Origin of the sequence: Azospirillum sp. TSH20 (assembly GCF_003115935.1) — a bacterium.
In the GTDB taxonomy this organism is placed as follows: Bacteria; Pseudomonadota; Alphaproteobacteria; order Azospirillales; family Azospirillaceae; genus Azospirillum.
The window spans coordinates 1-17,758 of sequence record NZ_LGQU01000004.1; the positions used below are offsets into that span (position 1 = coordinate 1).

Annotated in this window: 15 protein-coding genes and 3 pseudogenes; 8 read left to right on the plus strand and 10 right to left on the minus strand. The window is 66.4% G+C overall.

The features are described 5' to 3' along the window. Window positions 1-87 precede the first annotated feature (87 nt). From TSH20_RS02095 to TSH20_RS02105, 3 genes are read left to right on the plus strand one after another with little or no spacing between them, the layout of a single operon-like run. Window positions 88-1,038 carry an ABC transporter permease gene (locus TSH20_RS02095; protein WP_109073175.1) on the plus strand — a complete coding sequence of 317 codons (951 nt, stop codon included), beginning with the start codon at window positions 88-90 and terminating at the stop codon, window positions 1,036-1,038. Then, a complete protein-coding gene (locus TSH20_RS02100) occupies window positions 1,035-1,889 on the plus strand; it encodes an ABC transporter permease (RefSeq protein WP_109073176.1) in 855 nt (284 codons plus the stop codon). Before TSH20_RS02095 ends, TSH20_RS02100 begins: the two co-directional genes overlap by 4 nt. Next, complete coding sequence (locus TSH20_RS02105; RefSeq protein WP_109073177.1) at window positions 1,889-3,544, plus strand: ABC transporter ATP-binding protein; 1,656 nt, start codon at window positions 1,889-1,891, stop codon at window positions 3,542-3,544. Before TSH20_RS02100 ends, TSH20_RS02105 begins: the two co-directional genes overlap by 1 nt. Window positions 3,545-3,605: 61 nt before the next feature. Here the strand turns inward: TSH20_RS02105 and TSH20_RS02110 are convergent, their stop codons facing one another. Then, window positions 3,606-4,082: an Lrp/AsnC family transcriptional regulator gene (locus TSH20_RS02110; RefSeq protein ID WP_085086154.1), complete on the minus strand. Its 477-nt coding sequence runs from the start codon at window positions 4,080-4,082 to the stop codon at window positions 3,606-3,608. A 245-nt stretch (window positions 4,083-4,327) separates the two neighbouring features. Here TSH20_RS02110 and TSH20_RS02115 point away from each other — a divergent pair, with 245 nt between their 5' ends. Next, window positions 4,328-5,653: an FAD-binding oxidoreductase gene (locus tag TSH20_RS02115; protein WP_109073178.1), complete on the plus strand. Its 1,326-nt coding sequence runs from the start codon at window positions 4,328-4,330 to the stop codon at window positions 5,651-5,653. 15 nt (window positions 5,654-5,668) lie between these two features. Here the strand turns inward: TSH20_RS02115 and TSH20_RS02120 are convergent, their stop codons facing one another. After that, window positions 5,669-6,565, minus strand: coding sequence for a LysR substrate-binding domain-containing protein (locus tag TSH20_RS02120; RefSeq protein ID WP_109073179.1), 897 nt, complete (start codon window positions 6,563-6,565; stop codon window positions 5,669-5,671). A gap of 353 nt (window positions 6,566-6,918) precedes the next feature. Here TSH20_RS02120 and TSH20_RS35550 point away from each other — a divergent pair. Then, window positions 6,919-7,053 (plus strand): annotated as a pseudogene (locus tag TSH20_RS35550) (IS5/IS1182 family transposase); the annotation flags it as partial. Here TSH20_RS35550 and gcvA read toward each other — a convergent pair. Beyond that, on the minus strand, window positions 7,052-7,975 hold the full coding sequence (gene gcvA / locus TSH20_RS02130; RefSeq protein ID WP_109073180.1) for a transcriptional regulator GcvA: 924 nt from the start codon (window positions 7,973-7,975) through the stop codon (window positions 7,052-7,054). The pseudogene TSH20_RS35550 and the gene gcvA sit on opposite strands and share 2 nt — an antisense overlap. A 240-nt stretch (window positions 7,976-8,215) precedes the next feature. On the opposite strand from gcvA, the gene TSH20_RS02135 reads away from it, so the two are divergent. The 3 genes and pseudogenes from TSH20_RS02135 to TSH20_RS02145 all read left to right on the plus strand — a co-directional run. Next, the gene (locus TSH20_RS02135; RefSeq protein ID WP_109073181.1) at window positions 8,216-8,926 is read left to right on the plus strand and encodes an SDR family oxidoreductase; all 711 of its coding nucleotides are present in this window, start codon (window positions 8,216-8,218) and stop codon (window positions 8,924-8,926) included. Window positions 8,927-8,966: 40 nt separating this feature from the next. Further along, entirely contained in the window at window positions 8,967-9,203 is a 237-nt protein-coding gene (locus TSH20_RS02140) for a 4-oxalocrotonate tautomerase family protein (RefSeq protein ID WP_094304936.1), read from the plus strand. Window positions 9,204-9,297: 94 nt separating this feature from the next. Further along, window positions 9,298-9,469: pseudogene (locus TSH20_RS02145) on the plus strand (IS5/IS1182 family transposase); the annotation flags it as partial. 61 nt (window positions 9,470-9,530) lie between these two features. On the opposite strand, the pseudogene TSH20_RS02150 reads toward TSH20_RS02145, so the two are convergent. The 7 genes and pseudogenes from TSH20_RS02150 to TSH20_RS02180 form a co-directional block, all read right to left on the minus strand. Next, window positions 9,531-10,158: pseudogene (locus TSH20_RS02150) on the minus strand (IS6 family transposase). 297 nt (window positions 10,159-10,455) lie between these two features. Then, window positions 10,456-11,421 carry a D-2-hydroxyacid dehydrogenase gene (locus TSH20_RS02155; protein ID WP_109073182.1) on the minus strand — a complete coding sequence of 322 codons (966 nt, stop codon included), beginning with the start codon at window positions 11,419-11,421 and terminating at the stop codon, window positions 10,456-10,458. A gap of 18 nt (window positions 11,422-11,439) precedes the next feature. Next, window positions 11,440-12,888 carry an amidohydrolase gene (locus tag TSH20_RS02160; RefSeq protein ID WP_109073186.1) on the minus strand — a complete coding sequence of 483 codons (1,449 nt, stop codon included), beginning with the start codon at window positions 12,886-12,888 and terminating at the stop codon, window positions 11,440-11,442. 45 nt (window positions 12,889-12,933) lie between these two features. Then, window positions 12,934-13,878, minus strand: a complete 945-nt coding sequence (locus TSH20_RS02165) for a DMT family transporter (protein ID WP_146205465.1) — start codon at window positions 13,876-13,878, stop codon at window positions 12,934-12,936. Beyond that, the gene (locus TSH20_RS02170) at window positions 13,875-15,374 is read right to left on the minus strand and encodes a M81 family metallopeptidase (protein ID WP_247871647.1); all 1,500 of its coding nucleotides are present in this window, start codon (window positions 15,372-15,374) and stop codon (window positions 13,875-13,877) included. Before TSH20_RS02170 ends, TSH20_RS02165 begins: the two co-directional genes overlap by 4 nt. Window positions 15,375-15,451: 77 nt before the next feature. Beyond that, entirely contained in the window at window positions 15,452-16,687 is a 1,236-nt protein-coding gene (locus TSH20_RS02175; RefSeq protein WP_109073185.1) for a PLP-dependent aminotransferase family protein, read from the minus strand. 49 nt (window positions 16,688-16,736) lie between these two features. Next, on the minus strand, window positions 16,737-17,758 hold a 1,022-nt coding region (locus TSH20_RS02180), incomplete at its 5' end, for an ABC transporter substrate-binding protein (RefSeq protein WP_247874416.1).

Here is a 17,758-nt window from a genome sequence, read left to right on the forward strand (position 1 = left end):
TGCCCGCCCGCCCCGACCCGCCGTGGCCCCTTTCGCCGCCCAACCGGGCAAGCCCTCCGGGGGCGCCTCACCATGCGGAGGCCAGGCATGACATCACGTGTTCCCTCCCTCATCCTCGGCCGGCTGTTCATTGCGCTGGTCACGCTGACCATCGTGTCCTTCGCAGTCTTCTTCGCCACCACGCTGCTGCCCGGCGATACGGCGACCATCCTGCTGGGTCAGGCGGCGACGCCGGAGGCGATCGCCGGCCTGCGCACGGCCATGCATCTCGACGAACCGGCCCTGCTGCGCTTCCTCTACTGGATCGGCGGGCTGTTCCAGGGCGATCTCGGCACCTCCTACGCCAACCATATGCCGGTGTCGTCGCTGATCGCCGGTAGGCTGCTCAACACGCTGAAGCTTGCCGGCCTGACCACCCTGATATCGGTTCCCCTTGCGCTGACGCTCGGCATCACCGCCGCGATGTGGCGGGGCACGCTGTATGACCGCGTCGTCACCGTCGCCACCATCGGCATCATCTCGGTTCCGGAATTCGTGCTGGCGACCTTGGCCGTCCTGGTGTTCGCGGTTTACCTGAAATGGCTGCCCGCCCTGTCCTTCACCTATAATGTCGACAGCTTCTCCGGGCTGCTGCGGGCCTATGCCATGCCGGTCATCACGCTGACCTTCGGGGTTTCGGCGCAGATGATCCGCATGAGCCGGGCCGCCGTGATCGAAACGCTGAACACGCCCTATGTCGAGATGGCCCTGCTGAAAGGCGCGTCCCGCCCCCGGCTGGTCCTGCGCCATGCCTTGCCCAACGCGCTCGGCCCGATCTCCAACGCGGTGGCGCTGTCGCTGTCCTATCTGGTGGGCGGCGTCATCATCGTCGAGACGATCTTCAACTATCCCGGCATTGCCAAGCTGATGGTCGACGCGGTGTCCACCCGCGACCTGCCGCTGATCCAGTCCTGCGCGATGATTTTCTGCGTAGGCTATCTGATCCTGATCACCGCCGCCGACATCGTCGCCATCCTGTCGAACCCGAGGCTCCGATGAAGACACACACCTCCACCGGTTCCCTCGCAACATGGTCCGGCTACAGGATCAATCCGGTAGGCCTGGTCAGTTTCTGCGTGGTTCTGTTCTGGGCGCTGGTTGCCCTGTTCGCTCCCTACATCGCCCCCCACTCCGTGGGGGATATGATCGACTTCGATTACTTCGGCCCGATGCGGCCCGGCCTGTGGCTCGGGTCGGATTATCTCGGCCGCGACATGCTGTCCCGCATCATCTACGGGACCCGCTACACCGTCGGCATCTCGCTGGCCGCGGTCGCCATCGCCTGCTTCACCGGGGTCGTGCTGGGCATGACCTCCGCCGTGCTGCGCGGGCCGGTGGACATGGTGGTCAGCCGGGTGCTCGACGCCATGAACTCGATCCCCAGCAAGCTGTTCGGCCTGATGGTGGTGGCGGCGGTGGGATCGTCGATCCCCGTGCTGATCCTGACCCTGTCGGTCATCTACGTCCCCGGCGCCTACCGCTTCAGCCGGTCGCTGGCGATCAACATCGACACGATGGATTTCATCATGGTCGCCCGCATCCGCGGGGAGAGCCTGCCCTATCTCATCGGGTCGGAGATCCTGCCCAACATCGTCGGTCCGGTTCTGGCCGATCTGGGCCTGCGCTTCGTCTTCATCGTTCTGCTGCTTTCGGGCCTGTCCTTCCTGGGGCTGGGCGTTCAGCCGCCCTACGCCGACTGGGGCGCGCTGGTGCGCGAGAACATCGGCGGCCTGCCCTTCGCGGCGCCCGCGGTGATCGTTCCGTCGCTGGCCATCGCCACCCTGACCATCAGCGTCAATCTGCTGATCGACAATCTTCCGCAGAAGATCCGGGATCGGAGTGCCTCCTGATGACGAATCTTGTCGAAATCCGCGGTCTGACGGTCGAGGCCACCACCGATTCCGGTCGCTGGATCCAGATCCTCAAGGGCATCGACCTCGACATCGCCGCAGGTGAAACCGTCGCCTTCATCGGTGAAAGCGGGTCCGGCAAGACCACCGCCGCGATGACGCTGCTGGGCTACGCCCGTCCCGGCTGCCGGATTTCCGGCGGCACGGTGCGGGTCGACGGCCATGACATGGTGACCCTGTCGGAAAAGCAGCGGGCGGCCCTGCGCGGCACGGTCGTGGCCTATGTGCCGCAGAGTGCGGCGGCCGCCTTCAACCCGGCGACGACGATCATGGATCAGGTCATCGAGGTGACGCGGATTCACAATTTGATGCCGCCGGACGAGGCCCGCCGCCGTGCGGTCGCCCTGTTCCGCGCCCTGTCGCTGCCCAATCCCGACAGCATCGGCGACCGCTACCCGCACCAAGTGTCGGGCGGACAGCTGCAGCGGCTGGCGGCGGCGATGGCCCTCATCGGCGATCCCAAGGTGGTGATCTTCGACGAGCCGACCACGGCGCTCGACGTCACCACCCAGGTCGAAGTGCTGCGCGCCTTCAAGGCGGTGACCAACAAGCGCCGGATCGCCTGTGTCTATGTGTCCCACGATCTTGCCGTCGTCGCCCAGATCGCCGACCGCATCATGGTGCTGCGCCACGGAGAGGTGCAGGAAACGGGCAGCGTCAACGACATCCTGACGCGCCCGACCCATCCCTACACCAAGGAATTGCTGCACGCCTTCCATCCCGACACCGGCGGGCGGGTTGCCGCGGCGGAGGCCTTTGCCACCGATGCCTCGCCGCTGCTGGAAATCAAGACGCTGAGCGCCGGTTACGGCCCGCCGCAGTCGAACGGGCTACCGCTGGCCCTCGCGGTTAAGGGGGTGAGCCTGCAGGTGAAACGGGGCACCAACCTTGGCATCATCGGGGAGTCCGGCTGTGGGAAATCGACCCTGGCGCGCGCCATCGCCGGCATCCTGCCGGCCTGCAACGGCGACATCCAGTTCGACGGACGGGAGCTGTGGCACAGCGCCCGCCAGCGCAGCCGCGAGCAGTTGCGCGACCTTCAAATCGTCTTCCAGCATGCCGACACGGCGCTCAACCCGGCCAAGTCGATCGAGGATATTCTCGGCCGCCCGCTGACCTTCTATCACGGCCTGCGCGGCAAGGCCCGCGATGCGCGCATCGACGCGCTGATGGACATGGTCCGCCTGCCCCGCGCCCTGCGCCACCGCCTTCCGGCGGAGCTGTCGGGTGGCCAGAAACAGCGGGTGAACTTCGCCCGCGCGCTTGCCGCCGAACCGAAATTGATCCTGTGCGACGAGATCACCTCGGCCCTCGACACCGTCGTCGCCTCGACGATCATCGACCTGCTGAAGGAACTACAGCGCGAGCTTGGCCTGTCCTATGTCTTCATCAGCCACGACCTGTCGGTGATCGAGGCGATCTGCGACGAGATCATCGTGATGTACCGCGGGCAGGCGGTCGAGACCATCATCCCCTCGGCCCGGCAGCAGCCGCAGCATCCCTACTCGCAGTTGCTGTTCTCGTCGGTTCCGAAGCTGGATCCGACATGGCTCGACACACTGGACATCGACGCCGACCGGATGCGGGTGGCCTGACCGGCCTGCCCCCCGCGCGGTTCGCCGCCGCGCGGGGGATGCGGTTCCGCCGCGACGGTCCTCACATCGGAAACAGCGTGGTCAGCGGCATGTGCGCCCGCACGATCGGCGATTTCAGCACGACGTAACTGAAGTATTTGTCGATGCCGATGTCCATGTCCGTCAGCTTTTCCATGATCTCCTGATACTCACCAATGCCGGACGTGACGAACTTCAGCATGTAGTCGTAGCCGCCCGACACCAGATGGCATTCCAGCATCTGTTCGATCTTCTTGACGGCAGCCAGGAAGCGGGCGAAATCGACCTGCCGATGGTTCTTCAGCGTCACCTCGGTGAAGACGGTCAGGGTCTGGCCGAGTTTGCTGACGTTGATCTGCGCCGTGTAGCCTTCGATGTAGCCCTCCGCCTGGAGCTTCTTGACGCGCATCAGGCAAGGGCTGGGCGACAGATTCACCAGCTCGGCCAACTCCACGTTGGTGATCCGGCCGTTCTTCTGGAGCTGATGCAGAATCTTGATGTCGATGCGGTCCAGCTTCATTGGGAACCCATCCGGTTCGAGGGCAGGGAACGGAAAACAGCAGCAGAAAATTCTGCCGATCGGACCAGATCAGCTTAGCACGCGCCGCCTACCTGTCGATGACCAAGACGCAGTCCTCCGGCAGAACAAAGCATCATGTCTTCCGCCAACGACAGAAGATAATGCCGTTGAATCGGCCAAAGCAGCGCCTACCGGGCCGCGTGCCATGGCTAGATGGCCCATTGCCGAAATCGGAGACCTGCCCCATGCCCGCGCCCTTGCAAACCATCGCGTCCTCGCAGTACCTGCCCGGTCAGACCGACGTCGTCGTGATCGGCGGCGGCATCGTCGGCGTCTGGGCGGCCTACTTTCTGGTCCGGCGCGGACTGTCGGTGGCGTTGGTGGAGAAGGGGCAGGTCGGGGCGGAGCAGTCCAGCCGCAACTGGGGCTGGTGCCGGCAGCAGAATCGCGACGCACGCGAACTGCCGATGGCAACCAAAAGCCTGGATTTATGGGAGCGTTTTGCCGCCGAGAGCGGCGAGGACACCGGCTTCAGCCGCTGCGGCCTGCTTTATCTCAGCAACGACGACCAGGAATTGGCGGGCTGGGCGCGCTGGCGTGATTTCGCCCGGACGGTCGGCGTCACCACCCACATGCTGAGCGGCGCCGAAGCGGCCGAGCGCGGCCGGGCCACCGGACGCCCCTGGAAGGGCGGCGTCTTCTCGCCGTCGGACGGCATCGCCGATCCCGCCCGTGCGGCTCCCGCCGTGGCGCGGGCGATCATGACGCTGGGCGGCACGGTGCATCAGGGCTGCGCCGCGCGCGGTCTGGAAACCAGCGGCGGGCGGGTCAGCGGCGTCGTCACCGAAAAGGGCACGATCCGCACCAAGCTGGTGGTCCTGGCGGGCGGGGCCTGGGCCTCCTCCTTCTGCCACCAGATCGGCGTGCGTTTCCCGCTCGCGTCGATCCGGTCGTCGATCCTGTCGGTCGGCCCCAGCCCGTCCGGTCTTCCCGACGCCCTGCACACCGCCGCGGTGTCGGTCACCCGGCGCGGCGACGGCGGCCATACGCTGGCGATCAGCGGGCGTGGGCGCGTCGATCCGACCATGCAGCAGATCCGCTTCGCGCCGCAATTCATGCCGATGTTCAGCCGCCGCTGGCGCAGCCTGATGCCCGGCGGGCTGGAGGGTGTGCGTTCCGGCCACGAGACGCTGCGGCGCTGGCGGCTCGACCGCCCGACCCCGATGGAGCGGGTGCGGGTGCTGGACCCCACGCCGGACCGCGGCACCATCCGTCTCACCCATGAACGGGCCATGGCGCTGCTGCCCGGCCTGAAGGGCGCGCCGGTCACCGCCGCCTGGGCCGGCTACATCGACAGCACGCCCGACGGCGTTCCCGCCATCGGTGAGGTCGGCAGCCTGCCCGGCCTGATCCTGGCGGCAGGCTTCAGCGGCCATGGCTTCGGCATCGGCCCCGGCGCCGGCCACCTGATCGCCGACCTCATAACCGACCAGGCGCCGATCGTCGATCCCAAGCCTTATCACCCCGATCGCTTCGCCGGATTTGCCGCCGGCAAGGTCGCCGATTTCTAACCGGAGACCGGTCCGTCAGGAACCACCGGGCTCCAGAGCACGGGCAGCCCGGCGCAGGCATTCGCGCATTAATTCGTGGCTGCCCGACAGCGGACGCTCCTTGCTGGTCAGGATGGTGATGGGCACGCGGATGCTCGGGCGGAAGGGCCGCTGGACGATTCCGGAGAACTGGTTCCACGGCAGGAGCCCATCGACGACCGCCACGCCGATCCCCTCGCGTACGAAGGGCAGCGCTGTGATCGACAGGTCGATTTCCACCGCCGGGGCATAAACGCCGCACTCCGCCTCGACCGCCCCGGCCAGAAGCCGGCCGGGCAGCGTGTCCACGCGGTAGGAAATCAGCGTTTCCTCCACCAGATCGGCAAATCCAAGTTCAGCCTGTTCTGCCAGCCGATGTCCCTCCGGCAAGAGGCAGACCAGTTCGGCATGTCCGACTGTCTCGACATCAAGATCGTGGTGGGGCATGTCGTTCATCGCCACCCCCAGCAGAACGTCGCCGCTGCGCAGCATGTCCAGAATGCTGACAACCGGCGCGACCAGCGACCGCACGACGATGTCGGGATGGGCCTCACGGAATGCGGTCAGCGCCTTCGGAACGATGGACATGGAGGGCGCGGGCGAAGCGGCGAGACGGACCAGACCGGTACGGCCATGGCGCATGTCGACCGTTCGCCGGCGCAAGGCGCCGAGTTCCGAAAAAATCCGCTCGGCCTCCGGATACAGTTCGTTGGCCTCCTGCGTCGGCACCAGACGCCCGCGCACCCGGTCGAACAGCTTGAAGCCGAGCTGATCCTCGGCGTGCAGCAGGATTTGGCTCAAGGCCGGCTGTGAAATGTTCAGCATCGCCGCCGCCCCGGTGACCGTTCCACAGCGCATCAGCATGCAGAAGACTTCCAATTGGCGGGCTTGCATTCACGATCCTGGAGGCTGACGGAAGGAAGGCGGAACCGGCACCGCCTGATTCCGACTTTGGCAGCGCCATTATACCGATCGGCGGGACCGAGGGTCGAGCAGCAACGGCAGGACGGCAATATCCGGTTACGAAGCCGCACCGACTTCCCCGATGAAACCCTGCGATGCAAGACTTTGGGCCCTGGTCGAGTGGCTCAGCCATTCGGCTTTTGATCTTGCCCCGGTTCGGTGGACGCGGGTTCACGCGGATTGTGGCTCGGCTTGCTCGGGCGTTCTGTGGCCGATGGCGCCGTGTTGCATGGATGCGGTGGGTGTCGTAGGTCACGCCCCCGTCTCTGATCTGGTCGCCCGCTATGCCGCACAAGCCCAATGCCGCTTGTCGCCATCACATTCCGCGAGCGAAGCGCATAGTGACGAATTGGTCCGAATTTGACGCCGCCCTGCGCCAGCGCGGCAGCCTGACGGTCTGGTTTTCGGACGAGGCCATCAAGGGGTGAAAGTTCGCTGACCGGCCGCTTCCTCAATGATCCAATCGACGAAGGCGTGGACGTTCGCTCGCGACGCGACCTGGGGTGGATACACGAGGTAATAGCCGAACCCCGCCGGGCAGGACTCCGCAAAGGGGCGGACCAGCCGCCCGGCCGAGAGATCGTCGGCAACGATCAGGCTGCGCCCCAGCAGCACCCCATGCCCGTCGACGGCCGCCTGGGTCGCCGTCACCGAGGAATTGAAGCGCAGCCCCCGAGTGAGGTCGATGGCCTGCTCCAGCCCGACCGTTTGCAGCCAGACCCGCCATGACGGGATCGGCCCCGCGAAATTGATCGTCTCGTCGTGCAGCAGCGTGTGTTGCCGCAGGTCGGCGATGCTCCGCAACGGAACGGCGCCGGACAACAGCCGGGGGCTGCACACCGGAAACAGCTCCTCCTCGAACAACAGCACGCTTTTCAGGCCGGGGTAGGAGCCGGGGCCATAGCGGATGACGATGTCCACCTCGTGGGTGGAGAAATCCACCAGCCGCACGTCCGCGTCGATGCGCAGGTCGATGCCCGGGTGGCGCGTCCGAAAATGCTCGATGCGCGGCATCAGCCATTTGGCCGCAAAGGACGGCGACATGCTGACCGTCAGGATGCCGCCCGCGGCCAACCGCTTGACCTGCCCCATGGCGGCCTCCATCAGGTCGAAGCTGCGCCGCAGGTCCGGCAGCAGGATCTGCCCCGCCTCGGTCAGCAGCACGCGCCGGCCGCTGCGCCGGAACAGCGGTACGCCGAGATAAACCTCCAGCGTCCGCACCTGATGGCTGATCGCCGCCGGGGTGACGCGCAGTTCGTCCGCGGCGCGGGCGAAGCTGAGGTGGCGGGCGGCGGCCTCGAAGGCGCGGAACCCGCTGAGGGGCAGCAACGGTCGCGACATCGACAAATCCACCTTGTCGATTCGATGAGGAAAGCTCGTTTGCCGTTCTACGCGTCCTGCGGCATTTTTCAACAGGAAAGCAAGGCAGCAAGGCGGGGCGATCGCAGGTTTCGACGGTCCTCCGACTCCCGCCTCTCGACAGAAATTCTCATCGTTTCAATCCACGCCAAGGGGCGTGAAACGACCCGCGGGTGGCGGGCCATCCTCATACGACCCTTGTTCGAACCCAAAGGAACCATCATGAGCACGCAGAAGGTTGCGCTGATCACCGGCGCGTCGCAGGGCATCGGTGCGGGTCTGGTTGCGGGCTTCCGCCAGCGCGGTTTCGCCGTCGTCGCCAACTCCCGCTCCATCAAGGCCAGCGACGACCCGAACGTCGTGACCGTCGGCGGCGACGTCGCCGACCCGGACACCGCCAAGCGCTTGGTGGAGACCGCCCGCAAACGCTTCGGGCGCATCGACACTCTGGTCAACAACGCCGGCATCTTCATCGCCAAGCCATTCACCGAATATACCGAGGCCGACTATGTGGGGGTCGTCGCCACCAACCTGACCGGCTTCTTCCATGTGTCCCAGTTGGCCGCGGCGCAGATGCTGAACCAGCGCAGCGGGCACATCGTCAACATCACCACCACGCTGGTGGAACAGCCGCTGGCCAGCGTGCCCGCGGCGCTGGCTTCCCTGACCAAGGGCGGCTTGGACGCGGTGGTTCGCTCACTCGCCATCGAATATGCCGGCAAGGGCATCCGCGTGAACGCGGTGTCGCCGGGCATCATCAAGACGCCGATGCACGCCACCGAAACACACGAATTCCTGGCCGCTCTGCACCCGGTCGGCCGCTTGGGCGACATTCAGGACATTGTGGACGCGGTGCTCTACCTCGACTCCGCCAACTTCGTCACCGGCGAAACGCTGCACGTCGACGGCGGCCAGCACGCCGGTCGCTGGTAAGGCCCTGGCGGTAATGCCATCAAGTGGAGAGGAACACCCGATGCCGTACGTGAACATCCAGATCACCCGTGAGGGCACGAGCCCCGGCGCAACCGGCGCGACGCCGGAGCAGAAGGCGGCCCTGATCAAGGGGGTCAGCGACCTGTTGTTCGAGGTGCTGAACAAGCCGCACGCGGCGACCTTCGTCGTAATCGACGAGGTTCCCATGGAGAATTGGGGTATGGGCGGGTTGCCGGTTGAGGAATACCGGCGCCAGACGGCGGGCAAGACGTCCTGAACCGCCACCCTGTGGCGTAGGTACGACAATGGGGGTCTGGTGATCGAGCAGGACTGCGGGTAAAGGATCGGGCCCCGCTGGAGCCGAGAGCCGGATGCCGTACAGCGCGAACGAGAAGCGCCGTCACAAGATCCCGCGTGCCCGCTACCGGGTTGAGAACTGGGCGGCCTACAATGCGGCGCTATGCCGACGGGGGTGACCTGACGATCTGGGTGACGCCCGAGGCGATCGCCGCCTGGACGCCGCCCGCCACGGGACGGCGCGGTGTTGTCAACTTCACGGTCGGTTGACGAGCTGAGGGTCTGAACAACCTGCGTTCTGGCTGGTTCAGGCGGTCAAGGCGAGGCCGGTCACCTCGCGCCAGATGGTGAAGGCGCGAGCTCGGGTGGCACGGTGCTCGGAGGAGGAGATCAGGTGGCGGTGCAGTTGGAAGTCATTGTGGACCGGGCTGTGGCTGGAGAGAAATTGCTGGGCCTGTTGGGCGGATTTGAACCGCTTCATGTGCCGCTCGCGCCGTCTGGTCGGCTGGTGCGAGACTTCGCAGCGATTGTTCAGGTATTGGCTTTGCCGATCTTCGTTGCCGAGCCTCATCTCCCTCTTCGCTGCCGCGTAGGATTTCAGCTTGTCCGTGATGATGACCCGCGGCGCATAGCGCAACCCTTTCAGCGGTTTGCGAAAGAAGCGCATGGCCCCCTTCGTGTTGCGCCGGCTCTGGACCAGGATGTCCAGCACCACCCTTTTCTGGTCAACGGCGCGCCACAGGTAGTGCTGCTTGCCGCGGATGCGGATGAACACGTCATCCAGGAACCATTTGTCGCCCAGCTTGGGCCGGCGACGCCAGAATCAGCTCGACCTCGCGCAGACTCAAGCTGAAGCAGTGATACAGCCACACCGCTTCGCTGATGATTTCGGCGGGAAAGGGGAAACCGCGATACGGGTTGGGCGACGTGCTCATAACCGGAAACCTGCCAAGGACAGGGCGCGCTCGTCAACCTGACAACACCTGAGAAAGATTGGAAGATGCCGCCGCGGGAGTGGACGGCCACAAAGGCGCAGATGGCCGTCATCTTCGGAGAGCGCTTCGCAAGGGCGATGAACGCCTGATACTCAACACGCCCCGCCAAGCACGAAATTCCTGACACTCCCCGACCGCCAAGCCCTACCCGACGGCACCCCAGATCAACACCCCTCTTCAGCTCAAAGTAGCACGCCGCTCAGCACAGGCTGAGACACACCCGCTACGAACAAACTCTCAATATGAGCCGCGCACCAGATTGCTCGGTTTCCCAGCGAGAAAATTCTCGATATTGTCGATGAGTTGATCCGCCAACATCTGCTGCGCCTCGTCCGATGCCCAGGCGACATGCGGAGTGACGATGACGTTTGAACGCCCGGCAATCCGCATCAGCGGGCTTGATGGATCCGGCGGTTCGACCTCTGTGACGTCGAAACCGACCCCGCCGATCAGCCCTTCCTCCAGCGCAGTCACCAAATCCTCTTCGACCACCAGCCCGCCGCGCGCGGTGTTGATCAGCAAGGGGCGGCGGCTCATGCGGCGAAACTCCGGCAGTCCGATCATGCCGCGCGTCTCAGGGGTTAGCGGACAATGCAGGGTGATCACGTCGCTGGTTTCCAGCATTTCCTCCCAGGGGGTGTAGAGGGGGCCGAGACCGCTTGCGCCCTTATGGGCGGCGAACAGCGGTACCATGCCGAAGGCGGCGGCGATCGCCGCCACCCGCTGGCCCAGCACCCCTTCCCCGACGATCCCGATCCGGGCGCCGCGAAGGTCGCGGATCGGGTGGTTGAAGAAGCAGAACTGCCCGGCCTGCTGCCAGGCGCCGGCCAGCACGTCCTGGCGGAAACCGACGAGGCTCCTGCGAAGAGCCAGGATCAGCGCGAAGGTATGCTCCGGAACCGTGTTGACGGCATAGCCGCGGATATTGGCGACGGCGATGCCGCGCTCCTGGCAGGCCCGCCTGTCCACGCAATCGGTGCCCGTCGCCGCGACCGCGATCAGCTTCAGGTCCGGCAGGCGCGCCAGCGTCTCCGCCGTGATCGGCACCTTGTTGGTGATCGCGATGGACGCGCCGGAAAGACGCTCCGCGACCTCGTCGGGATGGGTCCGCGCATGTTCCACCAGCCGATGGTCGAAGGAGGGGCGCCGCAGACGGATCTGCGGCGCCAGGGTGGCACGGTCGAGAAAGACGATTCTGTGCATTGATCCGTCCTTCCGCCCTCAGGCCGCCGTCGCTGGGAGCGGCGGCTGGACATCCGCTGGGACCGGGCACTGGTAGGGACGGCCACCGGTGAGGGTGCGGAACTCCTCCTTCGCCTTGGCGATCAGGTCGGGATCGGCAAGCGCGTCCAGCGCCGTCAGCGCCAGGATCGACGCCGCGTTGGTCATGCCCTTGTGCGCGCCCGGCAGCTTGCCCTGAGCGACCAGCTGCCAGGAATGGAACGGCGTGCCCATCGCACAGGTCGCTCCCCAGAATTGCGCGGTTGGCACCACCCAGCTGACGTCCCCGACGTCGGTCGAACCGAAATTGCGCGTGCGGGTGCCGTCGAACGGCGCCACGCCGTCATGCAGGCTGCGCTCCGGCACCGAGCCGGAGCCGAATCCCTTGGTGCGGACATGCCGGAGATCCTCCGCCGAGAGGGTTTCCATGAAGGCCTGCGCCGTCCTGAAATCATCCTCGTCGAACCGGACCCCGCCGACATCCTGCATGCGGCGATACAGGGCGTCGCCGAGGGTCCGGTTGAGCAGCACGTTGGACATGCCGGACTCGACCCGCACCTCCACCGTCGTCTCCGTCATCAGGGCGGCACCTTCCGCGATCTTCTTCACACGCTCGAACAGCTGCCAGAGCTGATTGAGGTCGGGAGCGCGAACGACGTAGGCGATCTCCGCATTCGCCTGGACGACGTTGGCGGCACGGCCGCCGGCATCGCGGTAGGCGTAATGGACGCGGGCTTCCGGGATCATGTGCTCGCGCATGTAATTGACGCCGACATTCATCAGCTCGACCGCATCGAGCGCGCTGCGGCCGAGATGCGGCGACAGGCCGGCGTGAGCCGCCCGCCCGGTGAAGCGCACCGAAGCCTGGAGGAAGGCCAGGGTGTCGGCGAAATTCATCCCGGTATAGGCCGCCGGATGCCAGGTCAGGGCGAGATCGACATCATCGAAGGCACCGCCGCGCGCCATGAAGGCCTTGCCGCCGCCGCCCTCCTCCGCCGGGCAGCCGTAATACCGCACCCGGCCGGGCAGGCCTTCGCGGGTCAGGGCCGCCGCAAGTGCGGCAGCGCCGAGCGCCGCGCCGGAGCCCAGCAGGTTGTGCCCGCAGCCGTGCCCCGGCGCCTCGGCGACTTCCGCCCGCGGCGCGGTGGCGCCCGCCACCTGGCTGAGGCCGGCCAGGGCATCGAACTCCCCGAGCAATGCGACCACTGGCCCGCCGGATCCGGCTTCGGCCATGAAGGCGGTCGGCACCCCGCCGACATTGCGGGTGATCCGGAAGCCCTCGGCCGCCAGGGCTTCGATCTGCGCTTCCATCGACTTGAACTCGCAATAGCCGAGTTCGGCATATCCCCAGATCCGGTCGGAGAGGTCATGAAAGGCCGGGGCCTTCGAGTCCACGACCTCCAGGATGGCGGTGCGCAGAGAGGTCGTGTTGGACAGGCTGCTGTTCATGGTGAACATCCTTTCAAAATCATCGAAGGGAAGCCGGGAAACGAGTCAGTCGTCGCCGGTGGCTTGCGCCGCGACCGTGCTGCCGCGCCGCCGTTCGCGCAGCAGGACCACGATACCGCTGGCGATGATCACGGCCGATCCGACCCAGGTCCAAAGATCGGGCAGCTGTCCGAAGGCCAGCCAGCCGAGCGCGGCGGCGCCGAAGATCTGCAGATAGATGAAGGGGGCGACGAAGGGCGCGGGCGCCACCTCGAAGGCGCGGACCAGGCAATAGTGACCGAACCCGCCGAGCGTGCCGAGCGCCAGAAACAGAATGGCGTCGCGGAGGCCGGCCGGCGGCACCCAGACGAAGGGAACCGGGATGCTGCTGAGGACGAAGCCCAGCAGCACCATGTAGGTGCTGGAGGTGGCGGACGGATCCTGTCCGGAGAGCTTGCGCGACAGGATCTGCGTCAGCGCGGAGGTCATGGCGCTGAGGAAGATCAGGGCGGCCGACCAGTGCAGCGGGCTGTAGCCCGGCCGCACCACGATCAGCGCCCCGACGAAGCCGACGACCACCGCGCAAAGCCGCACCGGTCCGACGTTTTCGCGCAGCAGAAGCGGCGCCAGCGCCGTCACCATCAGCGGTGCGGTGAAGCCGATCGCCGTGGCGGTCGCCAGCGGGGTGTGCTCCAACGCATAGAACATGATCAGGGAGGAGGCGCAGAACAGTACCGAGCGCGCCGCCTGCAAATCCGGCCGCCGCGTGCGGAACAGCGCCCACCGGTAGCGCGGAAGGAAGACCACCATCATGAACAGGAAGTGGCCGGCATAGCGCAGCCATTGCAATTCGGCGACCGGATAGCGGCCCCCGAGATACTTCACGGTGGCGTTCAACACCGGGATCACGACCGCGGTGACGATCATCAGCAGCACGGCCTGACCGGCCATGGTCCGGCGTGGCGCTGCCGGAGAACCGCTGCCGACCATGCTTCTGGACGCGAAGCTCACGAGCCGGCCCCGCCGCCATGCGCGGAGAATGGATCGGCGACCCGCGGCCAGTAATCCGGCGCGCGGCGGGTGTAGGGCAGCGAGGCGAAATCGGGCGCCACCGCCCCCGGCGCCGCGACATAGCGCACGTCGGCGGCAAGCGGCGCGAAGCCGGTATAGAAATGCTGCATCGATTTGACGACGATGATCCGCTTGTCGTCGAGCGTGCAGCCCAGGCCGGTAAAGGCCTCCGACGAATGGGTCTGCTGGCGCACCGAGGTGAGGATCAGGTCGATTCCCTTCCCTTTTCCCGGCTCGCAGCCGCGCACCCAGGCGCTCGGCCCGTAGCTGGAGCGCCCACCCCCCAGGGAGCGTTGCGAATGGTCTTCCGACAGCCCCATGACGGTGACCCGCAGATCCACCGGAAGGCCGGAGGCGACGCCGGTCTTGCCGCCGACCCGCAGGTCGAACGTCGCCCCGACGCCGGCCTCCAGGCAGAAGCCGACCGCCACCGGATCCCAGTAGCAGCCGCTGGCGACCCCGGAAATTCCGCGCGCGATCAGGCGGTGAAGGACCGCGGTGTTGTCGGACGGGGCCCCGGCGCCGGCATTGTCGGCCACGTCGGCCAGCACCACCGGCCGGGAGCCATCGACGGACGTCACGGCCAGGGCGATGTCGATGGCCTCATCGATGGTGTCGTAGCGCTGGGGGGTGACGTCGCGCAGTTCCCAGATCCTGCGCGCGAACCGCTCGGCGACCTGTCGGGCCTTGTCCGGATCGCCGTCGGCGACGACCAGCATCTTGGCGCCGACGTCCGGAATGTCGGCCCAGGGAAAACCATGCCCGAAGGAAACCGACAGGATGCGGTCCCGGCCCTCCTGATCGGTCATCTCCTGCACCAGCGACCGCATCGGCTCGAAGGGCGGACGCCACACCCCGATCATCCGGCAATCGTGGAGCGCCATCACCGGCCTGATCTCGCCACGCTGCGCCGATTTGCACAGCCGGTAAAGCTGCTGCGCCCGTGCCGGGATGTCGGTGTGCGGATACTCCTTGAAGGCGACGATGACGTCGGCATTCGCCCGCATCCGTTCGGTCAGATGACAATGCAGGTCGATCTCTACGCCGACCGGCACGTCCGGACCGACGATGGCGCGGACCTTTTCGAGGACATCCCCCTCGCAGTCGTCGTAACCGTCGGCGACCATCGCGCCATGCAGGAACAGCAGCACGACATCAACCGGCATGGCACGGCACAGATCGTCGAGGATTTCTTCGCGCAGCCCCTCATAGACCGGCTTCTGCGTGCTGCCGGCCGGGGTGGCGAAAGCGCACAGGCTCTCGGCGACCTCCCATCCATCGGCTTCCGCAAGGCGGCGCCATTCGATCAGCGGCACGTTGCCAAGCCTGGGGGGATGCAGGCTGCCGTCGCCGCGAAAATACTCCCGGCCATGGAAGGCCGTCCGGCCCGACGGTATGGGGGAGAAGGTATTGGTTTCCGTGGCAAGGGCTGCCATGAAGAGCTTCATCGCTCGATCCAATCGGCTGATTGCGCGGCCTGGACGCCGCGTCACGGGGAAAGGGACGGCCCGGCTCAGGCGTCGAGACGGCGGTTTCCGGCGATTGCCGGAATGCCGGTCTGCTGGAAGCAGATGCGGGCCAGCGTGGCGACGCCTTCGACGATCTGATCCTCGGTCGGCAGGGCGAAGCACAGCCGCAGGAAGGAGCGGGCGGCCTCCGGTTCCACCGCCCAGGAAGGGCCGGGGTTGAACACCAGCCCGGCCTGCTCGGCCGGGGCCACCAGCGTGCGGACATCGACATGGTCCGGCAGCTTCAGCCAGACGAAGATCCCGCCCTTCGGCGCCCGGCATTCGACGGCGGTGCCGAACTCCCGCTCGACCGCCTCGATCATCACCCTCATCTTGGCATGGAGCGCCGAGCGCAACCGCTCGATCAGCTCGTCCGGCTGGCGGGACAGATATTCGGCGACGATCATCTGGTCCAGCGCTCCGGTTCCCGCATCGGTCTTGGCCGGAAGAATGCGGCTCATCAGGGGCCAGGGCGCGATCAGGTAGCCGAGCCGCACGGCGGGAGCGAAGGATTTGGAGAAGGATCCGATATAGAGCACCCGCTCCGGCGCCAGGGCCTTCAGGGCGGGGCCGGGGTTCTGGTCCAGCCAGACCAGATCGGCGTAGCAGTCGTCTTCCAGGATCGCGAGGTCGTGGAGCCGCGCCAGCGCGATCAGGGCCTCCCGCCGGTCGGTCGGCAGGATGCTGCCGGTCGGATTCTGCACGGTCGGGATCGTGTAGATGAATCTCGGCTTCAGGCCGCCGGAGGCCAGCCATTCCAACTGCGCGGCCAGCACTTCCACCACGATGCCGTCGGCGTCCATCGCCATCGGCAGAACCCGCGCCCCCGCCGCCTGGAAACGCTTCAGGGCACCTTCATAGCAGTGCTCCTCGGCCAGGACGGTGTCACCCGGCGCGACCATGGTTCGGCAGAGGAAATCAATCGCCTGATTCGATCCGCTGGTGATCAGCACCTCGTCAATCGTCGTTATAATGCCGCGGCGCTTCGCAAGCTTGTCGACCACGCACTGGCGCAGAGCCGGGACACCGAGCGGTCCGCGGCCGAGATGGTATTTGGCGAGATCGGCGCCTTCGCGCCTGATGACGGCCGCCGCCGCCTCGGCGATCAGCTCCGCCGGCACCTGCTCCGGATCGTTGTGCCCGCCGACGAACGGGTATCGGGGAAGGCCGGCCGGAAACGGCGCGGGAGCAGCGGCCGTGGGTGCGAGGAGGCGCGTGAAGTCGAACGACGCTTCGGACATGGCGGCTGTGTTTCCCGGCTGCGGTTTCTGGCGGAGGCGGCGGACCGGCTCAGGCGACCTTGATGTTCCAGGCGAGCGGCAGGGGTGCCTTCAGCATGCCGGTCACGGTGCGCCGCCGGGCGGACGGGGTCTGGAACTGCCCCAGCGGAACGAATGGCACCGCGGCGAAGGCATGTGCCTCAACCTTCCTGGTGATGGCGTCCTGCTCCGGTCCGGATGCCGCCATCCAGTCGCTGCGCAGCTGCTCCATGATCGGGTCGGTCGGCCAGCCCGGCCAGCCCTGGCGACCATTGCCGCGCAGGGCGAGATGGGTCGCCGGATCCATGACATCGGTGACGCTGGTCCCGGTGTGGAAGATCGACCAGCCGCCCTTGTCCACCGGCTCCATGCTGGTTCGGCGCTTGAAGAAGGTGCCGAGGTCCATCGCCTGCAACTCGACATTCACCCCCATGCGCTTCAGCAAATCTTCCGTCACCAGCGAGGCGGCATGCAGCCAGGAAAGGTCGGTGGCGGTCAGGATCGCCACCTTCTCGCCCTTGTAGGAGGATTCCAGCAGCGTCCTGGCCTTCTCGAAATTGGCGGTCATCACCTCCGAGCCGGCGCCGGTGGACATCGTCGTGCCGCAGAAGAAGGTCGATCGGCATTCCTTGTACAGATCGGGCATGCCGACCTGCGCCTGGAGGTAATCGACCTGATTCACGGCCATTTGGACCGCTTGGCGCATCTCCAGACGGTCGAACGGCGGTTGCAGTTGGTTGAAGCGCAGGATGGTCATGTAGCCGAGATCGTCGAACGCCTCGACGATCACGTCGCGATCCTGTTTCAGCAAAGGCAACAGCGTCAGATCCGGCTGGCTGTACCAATCGACCTCGCCGCGCTGGAGCGCCGCCGTCGCCGTCGCGGCGTCGGGGATGACGTGCCACTCCAGCCGGTCGACGTAGACGATCTTGCCGCCGGAGGTGCAGTCGGGCGCCTCGTTGCGTGGCACGTAGCCGTCGAACTTGGCATAGACCGCGCGGCTGCCCGGCACCCATTCGTCGGCCAGGAAGCGGAAGGGACCGGAACCGATCG

Excerpts from the sequence above, each read along its gene's own strand:
- TSH20_RS02100 (WP_109073176.1), top strand. The coding sequence starts at position 1,035 with ATGAAGACACACACCTCCACCGGTTCCCTCGCAACATGGTCCGGCTAC.
- TSH20_RS02120 (WP_109073179.1), bottom strand. The coding sequence starts at position 6,565 with ATGCAAGCCCGCCAATTGGAAGTCTTCTGCATGCTGATGCGCTGTGGA.
- TSH20_RS02175 (WP_109073185.1), bottom strand. The coding sequence starts at position 16,687 with ATGTCCGAAGCGTCGTTCGACTTCACGCGCCTCCTCGCACCCACGGCC.
- TSH20_RS02105 (WP_109073177.1), top strand. The coding sequence starts at position 1,889 with ATGACGAATCTTGTCGAAATCCGCGGTCTGACGGTCGAGGCCACCACC.
- gcvA (WP_109073180.1), bottom strand. The coding sequence starts at position 7,975 with ATGTCGCGACCGTTGCTGCCCCTCAGCGGGTTCCGCGCCTTCGAGGCC.
- TSH20_RS02115 (WP_109073178.1), top strand. The coding sequence starts at position 4,328 with ATGCCCGCGCCCTTGCAAACCATCGCGTCCTCGCAGTACCTGCCCGGT.
- TSH20_RS02160 (WP_109073186.1), bottom strand. The coding sequence starts at position 12,888 with ATGAACAGCAGCCTGTCCAACACGACCTCTCTGCGCACCGCCATCCTG.
- TSH20_RS02155 (WP_109073182.1), bottom strand. The coding sequence starts at position 11,421 with ATGCACAGAATCGTCTTTCTCGACCGTGCCACCCTGGCGCCGCAGATC.
- TSH20_RS02170 (WP_247871647.1), bottom strand. The coding sequence starts at position 15,374 with ATGGCAGCCCTTGCCACGGAAACCAATACCTTCTCCCCCATACCGTCG.
- TSH20_RS02135 (WP_109073181.1), top strand. The coding sequence starts at position 8,216 with ATGAGCACGCAGAAGGTTGCGCTGATCACCGGCGCGTCGCAGGGCATC.
- TSH20_RS02140 (WP_094304936.1), top strand. The coding sequence starts at position 8,967 with ATGCCGTACGTGAACATCCAGATCACCCGTGAGGGCACGAGCCCCGGC.
- TSH20_RS02110 (WP_085086154.1), bottom strand. The coding sequence starts at position 4,082 with ATGAAGCTGGACCGCATCGACATCAAGATTCTGCATCAGCTCCAGAAG.
- TSH20_RS02095 (WP_109073175.1), top strand. The coding sequence starts at position 88 with ATGACATCACGTGTTCCCTCCCTCATCCTCGGCCGGCTGTTCATTGCG.